Below are 15,782 nucleotides of genomic sequence, written 5' to 3' on the forward strand. Positions count from 1 at the left end.
GACCGGGGCAGCCCTTACTGGGCGGAGTCCCTGACCGCCAGGTAGGAGCCGATCGCCAACGCGTCGGCCCCGCATTCGATGAACGTACGCACCGTGTCCTGAGGCGACGAGCACAGGGGTTCCTCGGCGACGTTGAGCGAGGTGTTGACGAGGACAGGAATCCCGGATATTCGTTCGAACTCGCGGATGAGTCCGGCGTACTTCGGATTGGTCGTCCCGGACACCGCCTGAGGCCGTGCGGAGCCGTCGACGTGCACCACCGCCGGGATGAGGTGCCGCGCCTCGGGCCTCACCCGGGCAGCGACGATCATGAACGGGCTGGCGGTCCCGGTGAAGTAGTCGTCGAAGCGTTCGGCGAGGACACTGGGCGCCAACGGCCGCCACATCTCGCGCCGTTTCATCTGATTGAGCCGTACCAGTGTCGCGCGCGAGCGCGGATCGCCGAGCAGGCTGCGCGCCCCCAGCGCCCGCGGACCGGCCTCGCCGCGCTCCTGGTGCCAGGCGACGATGCCGCCGTTCGCGATGATGGCGGCCGTGCGCCGCAGCAGTTCCGGGGTGTCGAGCTTCTCGGCCCGCAGTCCGGCCCGCTTGAGTTCCGCCTCCACGTCGCTGTCATCGGTCGGCTGCCCCCAGTACGCGTGCGTCATGGGAGTCCATCCGCCCACGTCCTGTCCCCAGCGGTGGCCGACCACGAGCGCCGCCCCGAGGGCCACCCCGGCGTCGTGGGCCATGGGCTGCACCCAGACCTCGTCGAAGATGCCGGACTCGGCGAGCAGCCCGTTGATCGTGCAGTTCAGGCCCACTCCGCCGGCCACGACGAGCCGCGAGTGGCCCGTCAGTTCCCGCAGACGCCTCGTCAGCGCGAGGACCACCTCCTCGGCTGCGCGCTGGACGGACGCGGCGAAGTTCGCGTACGCCATGACGTCCTCCGTGCAGCCCCGCGTGTAGGGGAAGCAGGTGCGCTCGAAGTGGTCGACGAGCTGGCTCATCCGGTCCTCGATCAGCGCCCTGCCGCGCAGGCCCGACTCCTGGACCGGGCACCAGCGAATCCCGTCCGGCCCGTATTCGAGGCCCACGTCCTCGGTGGGCCGCCCGTAGGGGGCCAGGCCCATCAGCTTTCCGGCGTTGTCCCGTCCCAGACCGATGTAGTCGCAGGCCGCCTCGTAGAAGAAGCCCAGCGACACGCCGACCGGGTGGCTCTCCAGGACGCGGATGCCGTCGGGGCCTCCCACCGCGAGAGACGTCGAGCAGTCCTCGCCCATCGCGTCCATGATGAGGATCGCGCACTCCTCGAACCCGCTCGGCCAGAAGCAGCTGCCGGCATGGGCGTCGTGGTGGCGCACCGGCACCAGCGGCGGACGCCGTCCTTCGCCGAACACACGATGGGGGAACAGCCAGTCGGGGCTGTCGTAGGGGAGCATGACGGGCCGGCGCTCTCCCTCGTACCCCATCCACTGCGCGAGCAGGTCGTGTTCGGATCCGAGCGCCACCGCGTCCACGTCGCCCAGGGTGATGCCCGCGAACTCCAGGCAGAACCGCAGGGCGTCGGCCGGTGACTCGCCGAGCGCGCGCTTGTTGCGCGACACTCTCTCCTGCTCGATCGTCACGATCAGCTCGCCGTCTTTCAGAAGCGCGCAAGAACTGTCGTGCGGACCGTGGTTGAGGCCCGCCAGCCAGCCCGACCTGAGGACTGCCTCCGTCACGTTCCTGTCTCCTTTCTGGGAGGTGGTGTCCCCTGTTGGGGACGACCGGCCGAGCGCTGCGCCGGCCGCGCCGGTGTCGCCGGTGCGGCAGGTGCTCATGGAACGGGCGTGAGGCTGATCAGACGGCGCTCCCACAGCGCCCACAGCTCTGCGACGGTCTGCGTGGCGTCGTCCGGCCCGTCCAGCAGGTCACCGACCGGCACTCCGGGACGTTCGGCGGCCCGCCGGACCAGCGCCGCGGTGGCCCGGCCGACCTCGTGGGCCTTGTGCGGGACGCTGCGGCGGCGCAGCACGCATGTGTCGCCCCGTGCGTCGTGGCGCGTCTCCACCAGGCAGTACGGGGAGAGGGCGAGGCGCAGACCGAGCACCTCCTCCGGCGCCACATCGCGCTTGGCGACCAGGTACGGGCCGAGCACGACGTACGCCAGTCCGCTGGTGAGCAGGGTGCGCAGCACGTCGTGGGCGTCCTGCACCATCGGTTCCGCGTAGTTGTTGAAACTCGTGTTGAGCAGGACCGGCACGCCGGTGAGTTCCCCGAAGGACTCGATCAGCCGCCAGTACAGCGGGTTCTGCTCCCGGCCGACGACCTGCACCCGAGCGGTGCCGTCCACGTGGGTCACCGCTCGCAGTACCTCCCTCTGATCGGGGCGTACGTCCACCACGAACCCCATGTAACTGTGGTCCGCTCGGGTGGCGGGCAGGTCGAAGAAGTCGGCGGCGCGGGTGTCGAGGACCGCGGGCGCGAGAGGCCGGTATTCCTCACGGCCTTTGATCAGCGTGTTGACCAGGTCGCGGTTGGCTTCGGGACGCGGATCCGCCAGGATGCTGCGGTTGCCGAGGGCACGCGGACCGTACTCGGACCGGCCCTGGGCCCAGCCGATCACCTCGCCGTCGGCGAGCAGCCGGGCGGCCTCGGCCGCCACGTCGCGCGGTTCGCGCCAGGTGACGAACCGGTGCCACCGCCCCAGTTCCCGGGTGAGTGCCTCCCGGTCCGGCAGGGCCGGGCCGAGATAGGCATGAGGGAGCCGGACCGGCTCACGGACCGGCCCGCGCAGGGCCCGGTCGACCGCGTAGGCCGCGCCCAGGGCGGCCCCGCCGTCGTGCGACGCGGGGTGGACGTAGACGTCGAGGAAGGACCCCTCGCGCAGCAGCCTGCCGTTGAGGCTGGTGTTCTGTCCGACACCACCGGCCAGGCACAACGCGGGCAGGCCGGTCCGGTGCTGCCAGTACCGGACCAGGTGCAGCACCACCTCCTCCAGCAGACGCTGCGCGGCGGCCGCCAGGTCGGCGTGGACGGGGCCGAAATCCTCTCCGGCGCGGCGGGGCAGGAGGCCGGCGTCGAGCAGCAGGCCCGGCACCGCGGCCACGTCGAGTTCGTAGTCTCCCTCGCGCAGGGTGCACAGCCGGGACAGCAGACCGTGGAAGCGTTCGGCGTCCCCGTACGGGGCCAGCCCCATCACCTTGTACTCGTCGAACCTCTCGTAGCCGATGAACCGGGTGATCTCGGTGTAGAAGTGGCCGAGGGAGTTCCGCCGCGAGTAGGAGACGAGCCGCGTCAGCCCGGTGGGCCGGCCCGCGAAGAAGCTGACTCCCTCGCATTCCCCGTTGCCGTCGATCACCGCGACCAGCGCCTCGGCCAGTCCCGAGTCGCGGTAGGCCGCCTCGGCGTGGGTCAGGTGATGCTGCACGAAGTGCACCCGCTCGGAGCCGAGGCTGCCTCCCAGTTGCTTCTCCAGCCGTTCCCGCACCAGGTCGCGGCTGCCGCGGAAGGGCATCTCCGGGCGGGCGACGCACTCCAGCCGCAGTTCCCGGTCGGTGAAGTCCTCGGCGAAGAAGTAGGCGACCGCGTCCAGGTCGTCAAGGCCGAGCCCCGCCTGTTCGAGGCAGGCGGCGGCTGCCCGCAGCGGGAACCGGTTGGTGTGCTTCTCGCGGTTGAGCCGTTCCTCCTCCACCGCCGCCACGACCGTGCCGTCCACGACGAGGGCCGCGGCGGCGTCGTGGAAGAAGGCGTTGGGGACGTCGATCGGGTAGTCGTCGTACTCGGTCCCGAACAGCCCAGAGATGCCGAGGACGTGCATGTCCACACTCCAATCACACGGCGAGAAGCTGACGGACCGCCTGGTATCCGTCCCTGGCGGCGGCCACTGCGTGGTCGATGTCGTCCGGGGACATCGCCGCGCAGACGAACCAGTGGTGCGAGGCGTGGAAGAGCACTCCGCTGCGGGCGGCCACCCGGCAGAACTCCCGGTGCGCCGCCGCCGCCAGGTCCGGCGGCAGGTCGAACGCGTGGAACGGCATGGGCGGGATCCCGGTCACCCGGGCCGGAACCCCGGTCCGGGCGATCTGCTCGCCGAGCCCGGCGACCAGTCGGCGGCCCAGGTCCCACAGCCGGTCCGGCACCTTCTGTTCGGCGATCTCCCGGATGGTGGCGACCGCCGCCGCGAACCCGTCGCCGCCGCGGAAGAAGACCGAGGTGGCGGAGATCCGCTCCGCGTCCGCCATGACGGCGGCCCGGCCGGTGACCGCGGAGATGGCATAGCCGTTGCCCATCGCCTTGCTGAGCGCGACCAGATCGGCGTCGACCCCCAGGTACTGCTGGGCCCCGCCGAGCGCGAGCCGGAAGCCGGTACGGACCTCGTCCAGGACGAACAAGGCACCGTGCCGGTGGGCGAGTTCCCGGCACCGGGCCACGAAGTCGTCCCGGGGAAGCTCCGTCTCCAGCGGCATCATGACGACGCAGGCCACCTCGTCCGGGTACGTGGCCAGCAGCCGCTCCAGGCCGGCCACGTCGTTGTAACCGAAGGTCGAGGTCAGCAGTCGGCAGGCGGCGGGTACCCCGGGAGGCCGTGGCGCGCACCAGTCGTGCCACCCCTGGTAGCCCCAGCGCAGGACCCGCTCCCGGCCGGTATGGGCGCGGGAGATCCGGACGGCCGCCTCGGTGGCGTCCGAACCGGTACGCAGAAACAGCGCCCGCTCCGCGTTGGGTATGTACCGGCTCAGCAATCCGGCCAGTTCCACCTGTCTTGGGGTGCGCAGTGTGGGCGAGACACCGGCGCGCAGCTGCTCGATGACGGCGTCGTCGACCGCGTCGTGGGCGTGGCCGAGCACCACGCTGCCGAAGCCGAGCACCATGTCCAGATAGCGGCGCCCGTCGACGTCCTGGACATACGCGCCCTTCGCACGGGCGGCGAACAGCGGTCTGTCCGGTTCGGCCGCCGCTCCCGGATCCAGCAGATCGGGGAGCGCTCTCATGGAGACGTCCAGTGTGCTGCCCAGAGTATGCAGGTCATGGGATTCCAATGAATATCCCTTTCCTCGCACAGGAATTCCGTCGGGTGACTCATGAGGGCCGTCGGCGACGCCGCGCCCCCCATTGCCGGTCGGTCTTAATCGCCTGCTTTCAGACGGATTTGAAACAGGCCCGTTGCCGAGCTGTCCGAAGCCGGAACCACAGAGGCCGGGGTGCGGCGCGGACCGGCGAAGGGCTCCTCACAACTCCTCCACGTCACCGGTCAGCGGTTCGAGTGTGATCGCGAGGATGCGCACATGCTCTGGATTCAGGTTCCGCGGCATCGAGGAGGGACCGGCGGCAGAATCGTTTCTGCATCGACAGGGCGGGCGAGCGTTTCCGTGCCTTCATAACCGCGCATGCATTCCATTCGTTTGCTCTGTGCAAATGCGTGGAGCGCTGGGCGTCACCGGGATGCTAGCAACAGCAAAGTCAGGTATTCCATACTTCTGTCAGCCGATGGCCGGATCGAAGAGTGCGTGGTTGACATCCAACGGCCTTTCACGCTCCACGCGTTGACCAGCGCCGACCCGTCATGTGTCCGGCTCGGTCAGGGGCCCGCAGGTCGTGGTCACGCCACGCGTATCGCGATCTATGGCCGAAAACGTGCGGGGCACTGCCGACTTGGACCGGACCTCCGTCACCGCGGCCGTCAGCTCTTCGCGCCGGTCCTCTGGCCCGGCAGGCGCCTGCGGACCTCCGAGCCGTTCCTGTTCTTGACGATCTCCAGCTGGGTGGGGATACGGCGGCGCAGATCGGCGACATGGCTGACGATGCCGACGCTGCGGTCGCGTTCCCGCAGCGAGTCGAGCACATCCAGGACCTCGTCCAGCGTCTGGTCGTCCAGGCTGCCGAAGCCCTCGTCGATGAAGAGGGTGTCCAGCCGTACGCCCCCGGCCTCGTCGGTGACGACGTCCGCCAGGCCGAGGGCGAGGGCGAGGGACGCGAAGAACGTCTCGCCGCCGGAGAGTGTCGCTGTGTCCCGGCCGCTGCCCGTCCAGGCGTCCACGACCTGGAGCCCGAGTCCCGATCGTCGCAACCCGCCCGCTTTCGCGTCGGAGTGGACCAGGGCGTAGCGGCCCGAGGACATCCGCTGGAGCCGTACGGTGGCCGCCGCCGCGACCTGTTCGAGGCGGGCCGCCAGGACGTACGACTCCAGGCGCATCCTGCGTTCGTTGTCGGCGGAGGTGCCCGCGGTGAGTCCGGCGAGGCGGGCGACCCGGTCGTGTTCCTCGCGTACCGGGCCGAGCTTTCGCACCTCGGCCTCGGCCTGCCGGGAGAGCCGGCCCAGTTCGGCGCGGCGTTCCCGGGCGGTGGCCGCCGCGGACGAGGCGTCGCGCAGGGCGCGCTCGGCCGTGTCGTGGACGGTCCGCGCGGCGTCCGGTTCGGCGGGCGGGTGGTCCGCGGCGGCCCGGGTCTCCGGTTCGGCGAGCCGGTCGGCGATCGCGGCGGCCTCGGCCTGCCAGTCGTCGACGCGGTGCTGGAGTTCGCGCCGGGCGGTGTCGGTGAGCAGGGCGGCCGCCGCGGCGGCCGGAGTGTCGAAGCCGGCCCGGTAGGCGGCGCTCGCGAGGTGGCCGTGGGCCTCCTTGAGCCGGAGCGCGGTGGTGTCGACGGAGCGTACGGCTTCGGCGGCCTCGGCGAGAAGCCTGGCCTGTCGCTCCAACTGCCCGGCGCGGTCGGCGACACTGGCGGCGTCTCCACGGGCGCGGCTCAACTCACCGTGCAGCACGCCCTGTTCACGTTCGAGTGCTTCGCGCCGGGAGGTACGGGCGGCGGCTCGCCGTTCGGCGTGCTGCTGGGCGGAGAGCCGGCCTTCGTGCTCACGCTCGGCGCGGCCGAGGGCCTCGCGGGCCGCGTGCGTACCAGCCGCGAGGCGGCGCGCCTCGGCGTGTTCCCGCTCCAGCCGTTCGGCGATCACGGTGAGTTCGGCGGCGGTCGACGCGCCGGCCTCGGCGTCGGCCGCCGCGTACCGCTCCCGTACGGAGGCATGCTCACGCTCGGTCTCGCTCCGGGCCCGGTCGGCTCGCCGGTACGCGGTGAGCGCGGTGTCCTCGGCCGCCTGGTCGACATGGCCGTCGGCGGCGCGAGCGGGCTCGGGGTGGGCGGCGGAGCCACAGACAGCGCAGGGTTCGCCGTCCTCCAGCCGGGCGGCCAGCTCGGCCGCGATGCCCCGCAGCCGTCGTTCTCGCAGGTCGAGCCATGTCTCGTGCGCCGTATTCGCCTGCTCCCGGGTGGCGTTGAGCCGCTGTTCCGTGTCGGTGGCGGCCGCTTCCAGGGTGTCGCGACGACGGGCCGCGTCGAGCCGGTGGCGGGCGAGTTCGAGCTGCCCGACGAACTGTTCGGCGCGGGTCGCGGCCTCCTGCGCGGCCTCGATACGGTCCCGCAGGGCCTGTCGTTCGGACTCCCACCCGGCCAGCCAGCCCGCCGTTTCCAGGAGGATGTCGTCGTCGGAACGGGCCTGCCGGTCCAGGTCGGCACGTTCGGCGGAGATCTCCGCGCTGCGGTGTTCCGCGCGCCGGGCGGCGTCGAGGGCGCCGAGTTCCTGGCGTACGGTCCCTTCCCGCGCGGCGAGTTGTTCGGCACCGGCGTCGGCGAGAGCGGCGGGAAGCAGTCGGCGCGCGTGCTCGTACGTACCGGACGCCACACGCTGGGCCCGCTCGGCGTCGTCCCGCAGAGCAAGCGCCGGTGCGACCAACTCCGCCTGGTGGCCCCGCTTCAGCCTCGCCTGGGCGTGCTCGCACTCGGGGCGGCCGGCTTCGAGTGCCTCGGCGCGCCGCCGTGCCTCCGTGAACCGCTCCTGAAGCCGGGCCAGTTCACGCCCGGAGTCCAGGGCCGACCGGGCGGCCGCGAGGCGGAGCTCGGCGGCGGACAGCGCCAACTCGGCGATGTCGGCACGTTCGTGGGCGACACAACGGGCGACCGCCGCCCACTCCAGAACGGCCGCCGCGAACCCCGCGTCTCCCGGCTGCCGCTCGGGCAGCGGCGGCACCGTACGCTCCCCCGCCGCCTGCGCGGTGCGCTGGGCGATGCCGAGAAGCCTGTCGTCACCGGCACGTACCTGATGTTCGGCGGTACGGCGCAGCTCGGCGAGCCGCTCCTCCACGGCCGCGAAGTGGCGGGTGTCGAAGAGCCTGCCGAGGAGTTTGCCGCGCGCTTCGGCGTCGGCGCGCAGAAAGCGGGCGAAGTCGCCCTGGGGCAGGAGCACCACCTGGCAGAACTGCTCCCGGCTCATCCCGAGCAGCTGACCGATCTCCTCACCGATCTCCTGGTGGGAGCGGCTCTGCGCCCGCCATTCGCCGCTCGCGGCGTCGTACTCCCGCAGCCAGCTCTGCGCCTTCTCGGTGGTGAAACCCTTGCTGCGCTTCTTGGGACGCGACTGCGCGGGCCGCCGCGTAACCTCCAACCGCCGTCCGTTCACCGTCAGTTCGAGACACACCTCGGTGTACGTACCGGTCGGGGCATGATCGCTGCGCAGGCCGGCCCCGGGGCTCTGCCGGGCGCCCGGCACGGCGCCGTACAGCGCGTAGCAGACCGCGTCCAGCACGGAGGTCTTCCCGGCACCGGTCGGGCCGTGCAGCAGAAAGAGCCCGGCAGCCGACAGCTCGTCGAAGTCGACCTCCTGCGTGGTGGCGAAGGGACCGAACGCGGTGACGGTGAGCCGGTGCAGCCTCACGGCGTCACCTCGCGTACCACCGCGTCGACCCGCACATCGTCGAACGCGCCCCGCAACACGGCGCGTTCCTCCTCGTCGGGCCCGGCCCCGCCCCGCACATGCGCCACGAAATCCTCCGCGATCTGCTGGTCGGTACGGCCCGCGAGACGCCGGGCGTACGAGGCGAGCGGGTCGTCGTCGCCCCGCTCGGGATCGAAGAGAAGACTCAGCGTGTGCGGGAAGCGCTCGGCGAGACGCGCCATGGGATCGGCCGGGCGCACGGCATCGGTCAGCGTCGCCTCGACCCAGGACTCCTCGTGGCGGGCGAGCTCCGGATCGTCCAGAAGCCCGTCGAGCGGCCCACGGATCCGGGCCAGGGCACGCGGCACCGGGCAGTCGATCCGCTCCGCCGCGATCTCGCCGCGCGGCCCGAGATCCACCAGCCACATGGTCTTGCGGTGCGCGGTCTCCGAAAAGGAGTACGCGAGCGGGGAACCCGCGTAACGGACCCGCTCGGTCAGGGCCTGAGAACCGTGCAGATGGCCGAGGGCGACATAGTCGACACCGTCGAAAACACCGGCGGGCACCGAGGCCACACCACCGACCGTGATGTCCCGCTCGCTCTCGCTGGGCGCGCCGCCCGCGACAAAAGCGTGCGCGAGCACAACAGAACGGATGCCCTCGTCCCGCCCCGCGAGATCGGCCCGCACCCGCTCCATGGCAGCCCCCAGCACCGCCTCGTGCCCCGCCTTCGACGTCTTGAACTCGTCGCGTACCAGCGCCGGTTCAAGATACGGCAGACCGTAGAAAGCCACCTCGCCATGGGCGTCGGAGAGCAGTACGGGCGTACCGCAGTGAGCCGGATCGGTCCGCAGATGAATCCCCGCGCGCCCGATCAGCCCCGCGCCGACACCCAACCGGCGTGCCGAGTCATGGTTCCCGGAAATCATCACGGTCGGCACCCCGGCCTCGGCCAGCCGATGCAGCGCCTGGTCGAACAGCTCCACGGCGGCGAGCGGCGGCACGGCCCGGTCATAGACATCGCCGGCAACCACAACGGCGTCCACCTCGCGGGCACGGACAGTGCCGACGAGATGATCGAGGAAAGCGGCCTGAGCGTCGAGCAGACTCACCCGGTGGAAAGACCGCCCCAAATGCCAGTCCGACGTATGCAGAATCCTCAAGAAAACGCCTCCCCGCCCAGCGACAGCCCCGCCGTCCCCGCCGTGACATCCCCCAGCCACGCCCGGAACCCCTCTACCTCCGCCTCCGGCAACCCCACCTCAATCGTCACCGCATCCCCGTACCGCACCGCCCGCACCACCCGCCCCGTCGTCCGCAGGTCGTTCTCCAGCCTGCCCGCGCGCTGGTGGTCGATGGTGACCGTGGCGAGCCGGTAGCGCTGCCGGATCCGGGTGCCGACCGCGTCCAGGGCTTCGCCGACCGCTCCCCCGTACGCCCTGATCAGTCCGCCGGCGCCGAGCTTGACCCCGCCGTAGTACCGGGTGACCACCGCGACGGTGTACCGCATCTCCCGGCGCATCAGCATCTGGAGCATCGGCGCCCCAGCCGTGCCACCGGGCTCGCCGTCGTCGTTCGCCCTCTGTACGGACGCGTCGGCGCCGATGACGTACGCGAAGCAGTTGTGGGTGGCCGTCGGGTGCTCCTTGCGGACTCGTGCGACGAAGTCCTGCGCTTCCTGCTCGGTCGCCACGGGCGCCAGCGCGCAGAGGAAGCGCGACCGGTTGATCTCGGTCTCGTGCACGCCCGCGCGGGCGACGGTCCGGTACTGCTCCTGCATCCCCCCACCCTATGCGCGGGCGGGACACGGGAATGGCCGGGGCGGGTGACCCGTTGCCCTGCCATGTGCGCAGACGCAGGTACGGACACACATACAGATACGGACGCGACCGGAACTGCCGAGACGGTCCGCAAGATCCTCACCCGGTCCGGCGACACCTGGGCCGTGGTGGGCCTGTCCAACAACCCCTCGCGCGCGGCGTACGGGGTCGCGGCCGTGCTCCAGCGCTTCGGGAAGCGGGTCGTACCGGTGCATCCGAAGGCCGAGACGGTCCACGGCGAACAGGGCTACGCCTCGCTCGCGGACATCCCGTTTCCCGTCGATGTCGTGGATGTCTTCGTGAACAGCGAGTTGGCGGGCGCGATCGCGGACGAGGCGGTGGCTCGCGGGGCGAAGGCCGTCTGGTTCCAGCTCGGGGTGATCGACGAGGAGGCGTACGAGCGGACCCGCGCGGCCGGTCTCGACATGGTGATGGACCGGTGCCCGGCGATCGAGATCGGTGCCCTGCGATAGCGGTGGACCGGCCGGGAGCAGGGTAAACCGGTACAGCACGCTGACGTTGTCCCCCATCATTCCGTGACGTAAGGAGCCCGAGCCTTGCCGCTCACCGATCTCCCCCTCGACCAGCTCCACGACTATCAGGCCGGTATACCGGCACCGGCCGGTTTCGACGCCTTCTGGCGGGAGACTCTGGCCGAGGCCCGCGCCGTCGGCGAAGCCACGAGCGTGACGCCGTGCCAGGACACGCTGCTCACCGCGTTCGACGTCTACGACGTGCGGTTCCCGGGCTGGCGCGGGCAGCCGGTCGCGGCCTGGCTGACCGTCCCCCGAGGCGCCGAAGAGCCGCTGCCCACCGTGGTGAAGTACATCGGTTACAGCGGTGGCCGGGGCCTGCCGACCGATCATCTGGTCTTCCCTGCCGCCGGCTACACCCAGTTGGTGGTCGACAGCCGTGGGCAGGGGCACGACACACCCGACCACGGTGAGGGGGACGGCAGCCAGTGGTACGGGGGCTTCATGACACGCGGCATCGAGGATCCCCGCCATTACTACTACCGGCGCCTGATGACCGACTGCGTACGCGCGGTGGACGCGGCCCGTGCGCTGCCGCAGGTCGACCCGGAGCGCGTCGTCGTCCAAGGCGGCAGCCAGGGGGGCGGGCTCGCGCTCGCCGTCGCGGGCCTCGCGGGCGATCTGGTGGCCGGCGTCCTGACCGACGTACCGTTCCTCTGCCATTTCCGCCGTGCCGTCGAGATCGCGCCCGAGGGCCCGTACCCCGAGATCGCCGCATACCTGCGGTGGCACACCCGGGACGATCCGGAGCGCGCCTTCGCCACCCTCGACCACTTCGACGGAATCCACTTCGCCACCCGCGCCTCGGCCCCCGCGCTGTTCAGTGTGGGGCTGATGGATCCCATCTGCCCGCCGTCCACGGTGTACGCCGCCTACAACGGCTACGCGGGCGCCAAGGACATCCGGGTCTGGCGCTTCGCCGACCACGGCGGCGGATACGGATCGACGGCGCAGGAGCAACTGGCCTGGCTCCGCGACCAGAACCTCGCACCGAAGCCCCGGTGACAGCGGTAGCAGCGTGCAGTAGCAGCGGTGACGGCGGCAGCAGCAGTGACGGGGCCGCAGCAGCACAGTGAGAGCCCGCCCTGACGCGGGGCCGTGGTCACCCGGCCACGGCCCCCCGCGGCGCCTGCGCGGTGGAACCGCGCGGTGTGAGAGCGGGAGTCGGTACGGGATGGGACTCGGCCGGGCCTCCGTCGATCACCTCGAAGAGGGTACGGGCCACGTCGGCGCCGAAACCGTGCACATCGTGGCTCATGGCCGAGAGGGTGGGGTGGGTGAGCCGGCACAGCTGGGAGTCGTCCCAGGCGAGCAGGGAGAGGTCGGTCGGCACGGAGAGCCCCATCTCCGCCGCCACGGCGGCACCCGCGACGGCCATGATGTCGTTGTCGTAGAGGATCGCGGTCGGACGCCGCGCCGAGAACAGCAGCGAGCGGGTGACGCGGGCGCCTTCCTCGCCCGCGAAGCCCGTGGCGACCTGACGTCCCTCGTCCAGGCCCAACTCCCGTACCGTCGCGTCGAACGCGGCGGCGCGGATCGCACTGTGCCCCAACGTCTCCGGCCCGCCGACCCGTACGATGCGCCGGTGGCCGAGCGCCGCCAGATAGCGCACCGCCTCGGCGACGGCAGCGGCGTCGTCCGTCCAGACGGACGTGAGGCCGCCGGTGAGGTCCGGATGGCCCACCGCCACGGCCGGCAGCCCGAGTTCCTTGAGCGCGGGGACGCGTGGGTCGTCCTCGTGGAAGTCCACGAGGATCGATCCGCTGATCCGGTGCCCCCGCCACCAGCTCTCCTGCAAGGCGACTTCCTCGTCCAGGTCGCGCACCAGCCGGAGCAGCAGCGAGCAGGACCGTTCGGTCAGCACGCTCTCGATGCCCGAGATGAACTCCATGTAGAACGGTTCGAGCCCGAGCAGTCTCGCGGGCCGGCAGATCGCGAGCCCGACCGTGTCCACACGCCGGCTGGACAGGCTGCGCGCGGACAGGTTCGGCTCCCAGCCCAGTTCGCGGGCGGCGGCGAAGATACGGTCCCGAGTGGCCTCGGAGACGCCCGGCTTGTGGTTGACGGCCAGGGACACCGCGCCCTTCGACACCCCGGCCCTGGCGGCGACGTCCTTGATGGTGACGCGTGACGTGGGCGCGCTCACGCGGCCTCCACGCAGAAGAGCGCGGCCCGGACCCGCTCCTCCGCCAGGTCTGCCGCGTCCGGCCACCCGCTGACGCGGATACGGACCTGCTCGCCGGGCAGCAGCGTCACCATTCCTCGGTCGGCGCGGGCCCCCGGGCCCAGTCGGTCGGCCTGAAGGAGCAGGTCCCGTACGAGCGTGTGCGCTGTCACCACGACATCGGCGGCCCTCTCCTCCCCGGCCGCGTCACCGTATCCGTCCCCGCCCCCGGCCGCGTCACCGTATCCGTCCCCAGTCGTGCGTCCGTCTCCGGTCACGGGCTCCACGGCCACCTCGAATCGCGGCACCGGATAGGCGAACTCCTTGTCCCGTACGGCGAATTGGAGGGAGCGCAGCCCGTCGGCCTCCGCGACCAGGAACTCCTTCGTTGATCCCTCAGAGGGTACGAGGCCCGTCGGCACCGAGGCGTACGCGACGGCCCGGGGCGCGGCCGTGAGTTCAACGGCCGCTTCCGCCAGGGTCGTTCCGTCACTCGCCATCCGGCGGAGCGTGACCGTGGTCCGCCAGGCGTCGGCCGCCTGGTTGACGGCGACGACGGCCGGCGACCCGTCCCGCTCCTGAAGGGTGAGCAGCCGGTCGGCGTAGACCCGGCGCAGCTCGTGGTAGAGCGGTTTGAGCCGGCCGTCCCCGTCGATGGCCGCCCAGGAGGTGACGGGCCAGCAGTCGTTGAGCTGCCAGACGATCGCGCCCGCGCAGACGGGCCAGTGGGACCGCCAGTGTTCGATGCCGTGGGCGACGGCGCGCGCCTGGACGACCTGGGCAAGGTAGTGCCAGCGGTCGAAGTCGCCCTCGGGCGGCGCGAAGTGGCGGGCGAGGCCGCGGTTCAGCTTTCCGTTGCCGTCCTCGGCCTTCTGGTGGTGCAGCATTCCGGGCGAGTCCGGAGTGAGTTCCTCGCCGGGCAGCGCGCGGCGCAGGGTGGCGTGCGCGGGTGGCGCCTGCCAGCCGAACTCGGCTACGAAGCGCGGCACTTGGGCCCGGTACTCCGTGTAGTCGACGTGGTTCCACACGTCCCAGGAGTGATGGGTGCCGTGGGCGGGGTCGTTGGGGTGGTGGTCCCAGGAACCGGACCAGGGGCTGCCCGCCGTGTACGGCCGGGTGGGGTCGAGTTCGGCGACGATCCGGGGCAGCAGGCCCAGGTAGTAGCCCTCGCCCCAGGAATCGCCGGCCAGTTCCGGCTCCCAGCCCCAGTCCCGGAAGCCCCAGAGGTTCTCGTTGTTGCCGTTCCACAGGACGAGGCCGGGGTGCGGCATGAGGCGTACGACGTTCTCGCGGGCCTCGGCCTCCACCTCCCCTCGCAGGGGCTGCTCCTCGGGGTAGGCGGAGCAGGCGAAGGGAAAGTCCTGCCAGACCATCAGGCCCAGTTCGTCGCAGACGTCGTAGAAGGCGTCGGTCTCGTAGATGCCGCCGCCCCATACCCGTACGAGATCGGCGTTCGCCTCGGCCGCCCGGGTGAGCCGGTCGCGGTAGCGGTCCGGGGTGACGCGGGACGGCAGGACGTCGTCGGGGATCCAGTTGACGCCCCGGGCGAAGATCCGCTCACCGTTGACGACGAGGGTGAAACCGGTGCCGTGCCGGTCGGCGCTCCGGTCCAGCTCGATGGTGCGGAAGCCGATGCGGCGGCGCCAGGAGTCGAGCGGACCGCCCGCGCCCTCCGGAGCACCGCTCCCACCATGCGCGTCATGCAGCGTCAACTCGATGTCGTACAGGCATGGTTCGCCGTATCCGCGTGGCCACCACAGTCGGGGGTCCTGGACCTCCAGGACCACCACGGCCTCGTCGCCCTCGACATCGGCCTCCGCCTCCACCCCGGCCACGGCGGCGCGCGCGGAGAGCCGCCGCCCCTCTCCCCTCGCCGTACGGTCCACATCGACGCGCAGTTCGACGCGCCCGGTGTCTCCGTCGACCGTCACCAGCGGCCGGACACGGGCGATACGGGCGGTGGACCAGTGCTCCAGCCGGACCGGCTTCCAGATTCCGGCGGTCACCAGGGTCGGGCCCCAGTCCCAGCCGAAGGCGCATGCCATCTTCCGGATGTACTGGGAGGGTTCGGGATAGACGTTGGGGCGCTCCCCCGTCCGCGCCCGGACGGCGGCGGCCTCCGTATAGGCGGAGGTGAACCGCACGCTCAGCTCTCCGTCGAGCCCGGTCACATCGAATCGGAAGCCCCGGTGCATGTTGCGCGTGGAACCGAGCGTCTCCGTCGCCAGTGTGATCTCGGCTGCGGTGTCCAGCCCGTCGAAGACCAGGTCGGTGCGCTCGTGACTCCCCTCGTACGGGGCGACGGCCGTGCTGTACGTCCAGTCCCGGCGCCCCACCCAGGCGACCTCGTGCTCGTTCGTGCCGAGGAACGGGTCGGGGAGGCGCTCGGCCGCCAGCAGATCGGTGTGGACGCAGCCCGGCACCTGGGCGGGCAGCAGGTCCCCGTCGTGGTGCAGGCTCCAGCCCGCCGCGAGTTGGGTGACGTCCTTCATGTTCGGCTCCCCTCACGCATGTTCGGCTCCCCTCGGGCGGTCACACCGGTGGGGAACGAAGAAGCCTCAACCTAGCCCCGCGCCGACACCCTGTCCATAAAGCGTTTC

The 15,782-nt window shown here is 71.3% G+C and carries 10 protein-coding genes; 2 read left to right on the forward strand and 8 right to left on the reverse strand.

What is annotated here, in order from left to right:
• Positions 1-14: 14 nt before the first annotated feature.
• The 6 genes from ACIQD6_RS27595 to ACIQD6_RS27620 all read right to left on the reverse strand — a co-directional run bounded on the left by ACIQD6_RS27595 (position 15) and on the right by ACIQD6_RS27620 (position 10,445).
• Positions 15-1,703 (reverse strand): carbamoyltransferase, encoded by a 1,689-nt coding sequence (locus tag ACIQD6_RS27595; RefSeq protein ID WP_401887212.1) that lies wholly within the window; start codon positions 1,701-1,703, stop codon positions 15-17.
• A gap of 95 nt (positions 1,704-1,798) precedes the next feature.
• Positions 1,799-3,781, reverse strand: a complete 1,983-nt coding sequence (locus ACIQD6_RS27600; RefSeq protein ID WP_401887518.1) for a carbamoyltransferase — start codon at positions 3,779-3,781, stop codon at positions 1,799-1,801.
• Positions 3,782-3,794: 13 nt separating this feature from the next.
• Positions 3,795-4,955 carry an aspartate aminotransferase family protein gene (locus ACIQD6_RS27605; RefSeq protein ID WP_401887214.1) on the reverse strand — a complete coding sequence of 387 codons (1,161 nt, stop codon included), beginning with the start codon at positions 4,953-4,955 and terminating at the stop codon, positions 3,795-3,797.
• A gap of 689 nt (positions 4,956-5,644) precedes the next feature.
• Complete coding sequence (locus ACIQD6_RS27610; RefSeq protein WP_401887217.1) at positions 5,645-8,665, reverse strand: AAA family ATPase; 3,021 nt, start codon at positions 8,663-8,665, stop codon at positions 5,645-5,647.
• The gene (locus ACIQD6_RS27615) at positions 8,662-9,828 is read right to left on the reverse strand and encodes an exonuclease SbcCD subunit D (protein WP_401887220.1); all 1,167 of its coding nucleotides are present in this window, start codon (positions 9,826-9,828) and stop codon (positions 8,662-8,664) included. Before ACIQD6_RS27615 ends, ACIQD6_RS27610 begins: the two co-directional genes overlap by 4 nt.
• Positions 9,825-10,445 (reverse strand): YigZ family protein, encoded by a 621-nt coding sequence (locus ACIQD6_RS27620; RefSeq protein WP_401887222.1) that lies wholly within the window; start codon positions 10,443-10,445, stop codon positions 9,825-9,827. The genes ACIQD6_RS27615 and ACIQD6_RS27620 overlap by 4 nt, the downstream gene beginning before the upstream one ends.
• Before the next feature lie 63 nt (positions 10,446-10,508).
• Here ACIQD6_RS27620 and ACIQD6_RS27625 point away from each other — a divergent pair, with 63 nt between their 5' ends.
• Positions 10,509-10,958, forward strand: a complete 450-nt coding sequence (locus ACIQD6_RS27625) for a CoA-binding protein (RefSeq protein WP_401887225.1) — start codon at positions 10,509-10,511, stop codon at positions 10,956-10,958.
• A gap of 84 nt (positions 10,959-11,042) precedes the next feature.
• Positions 11,043-12,023: an acetylxylan esterase gene (locus ACIQD6_RS27630; protein WP_401887228.1), complete on the forward strand. Its 981-nt coding sequence runs from the start codon at positions 11,043-11,045 to the stop codon at positions 12,021-12,023.
• Positions 12,024-12,120: 97 nt separating this feature from the next.
• On the opposite strand, the gene ACIQD6_RS27635 is transcribed toward ACIQD6_RS27630, so the two are convergent.
• Entirely contained in the window at positions 12,121-13,164 is a 1,044-nt protein-coding gene (locus ACIQD6_RS27635) for a LacI family DNA-binding transcriptional regulator (RefSeq protein WP_401887230.1), read from the reverse strand.
• Entirely contained in the window at positions 13,161-15,674 is a 2,514-nt protein-coding gene (locus tag ACIQD6_RS27640) for a glycoside hydrolase family 2 protein (RefSeq protein ID WP_401887233.1), read from the reverse strand. Before ACIQD6_RS27640 ends, ACIQD6_RS27635 begins: the two co-directional genes overlap by 4 nt.
• Between the last annotated feature and the right edge of the window lie 108 nt (positions 15,675-15,782).

The organism is Streptomyces sp. NPDC088400, from assembly GCF_044753355.1.
Taxonomy (GTDB): Bacteria; Actinomycetota; Actinomycetes; order Streptomycetales; family Streptomycetaceae; genus Streptomyces.

Bases quoted from the DNA above. Each gene is read 5' to 3' on its own strand.
- ACIQD6_RS27600 (WP_401887518.1), bottom strand. From the start codon at position 3,781: ATGCACGTCCTCGGCATCTCTGGGCTGTTCGGGACCGAGTACGACGAC.
- ACIQD6_RS27605 (WP_401887214.1), bottom strand. From the start codon at position 4,955: ATGAGAGCGCTCCCCGATCTGCTGGATCCGGGAGCGGCGGCCGAACCG.
- ACIQD6_RS27620 (WP_401887222.1), bottom strand. From the start codon at position 10,445: ATGCAGGAGCAGTACCGGACCGTCGCCCGCGCGGGCGTGCACGAGACC.
- ACIQD6_RS27625 (WP_401887225.1), top strand. From the start codon at position 10,509: ATGTGCGCAGACGCAGGTACGGACACACATACAGATACGGACGCGACC.
- ACIQD6_RS27640 (WP_401887233.1), bottom strand. From the start codon at position 15,674: ATGAAGGACGTCACCCAACTCGCGGCGGGCTGGAGCCTGCACCACGAC.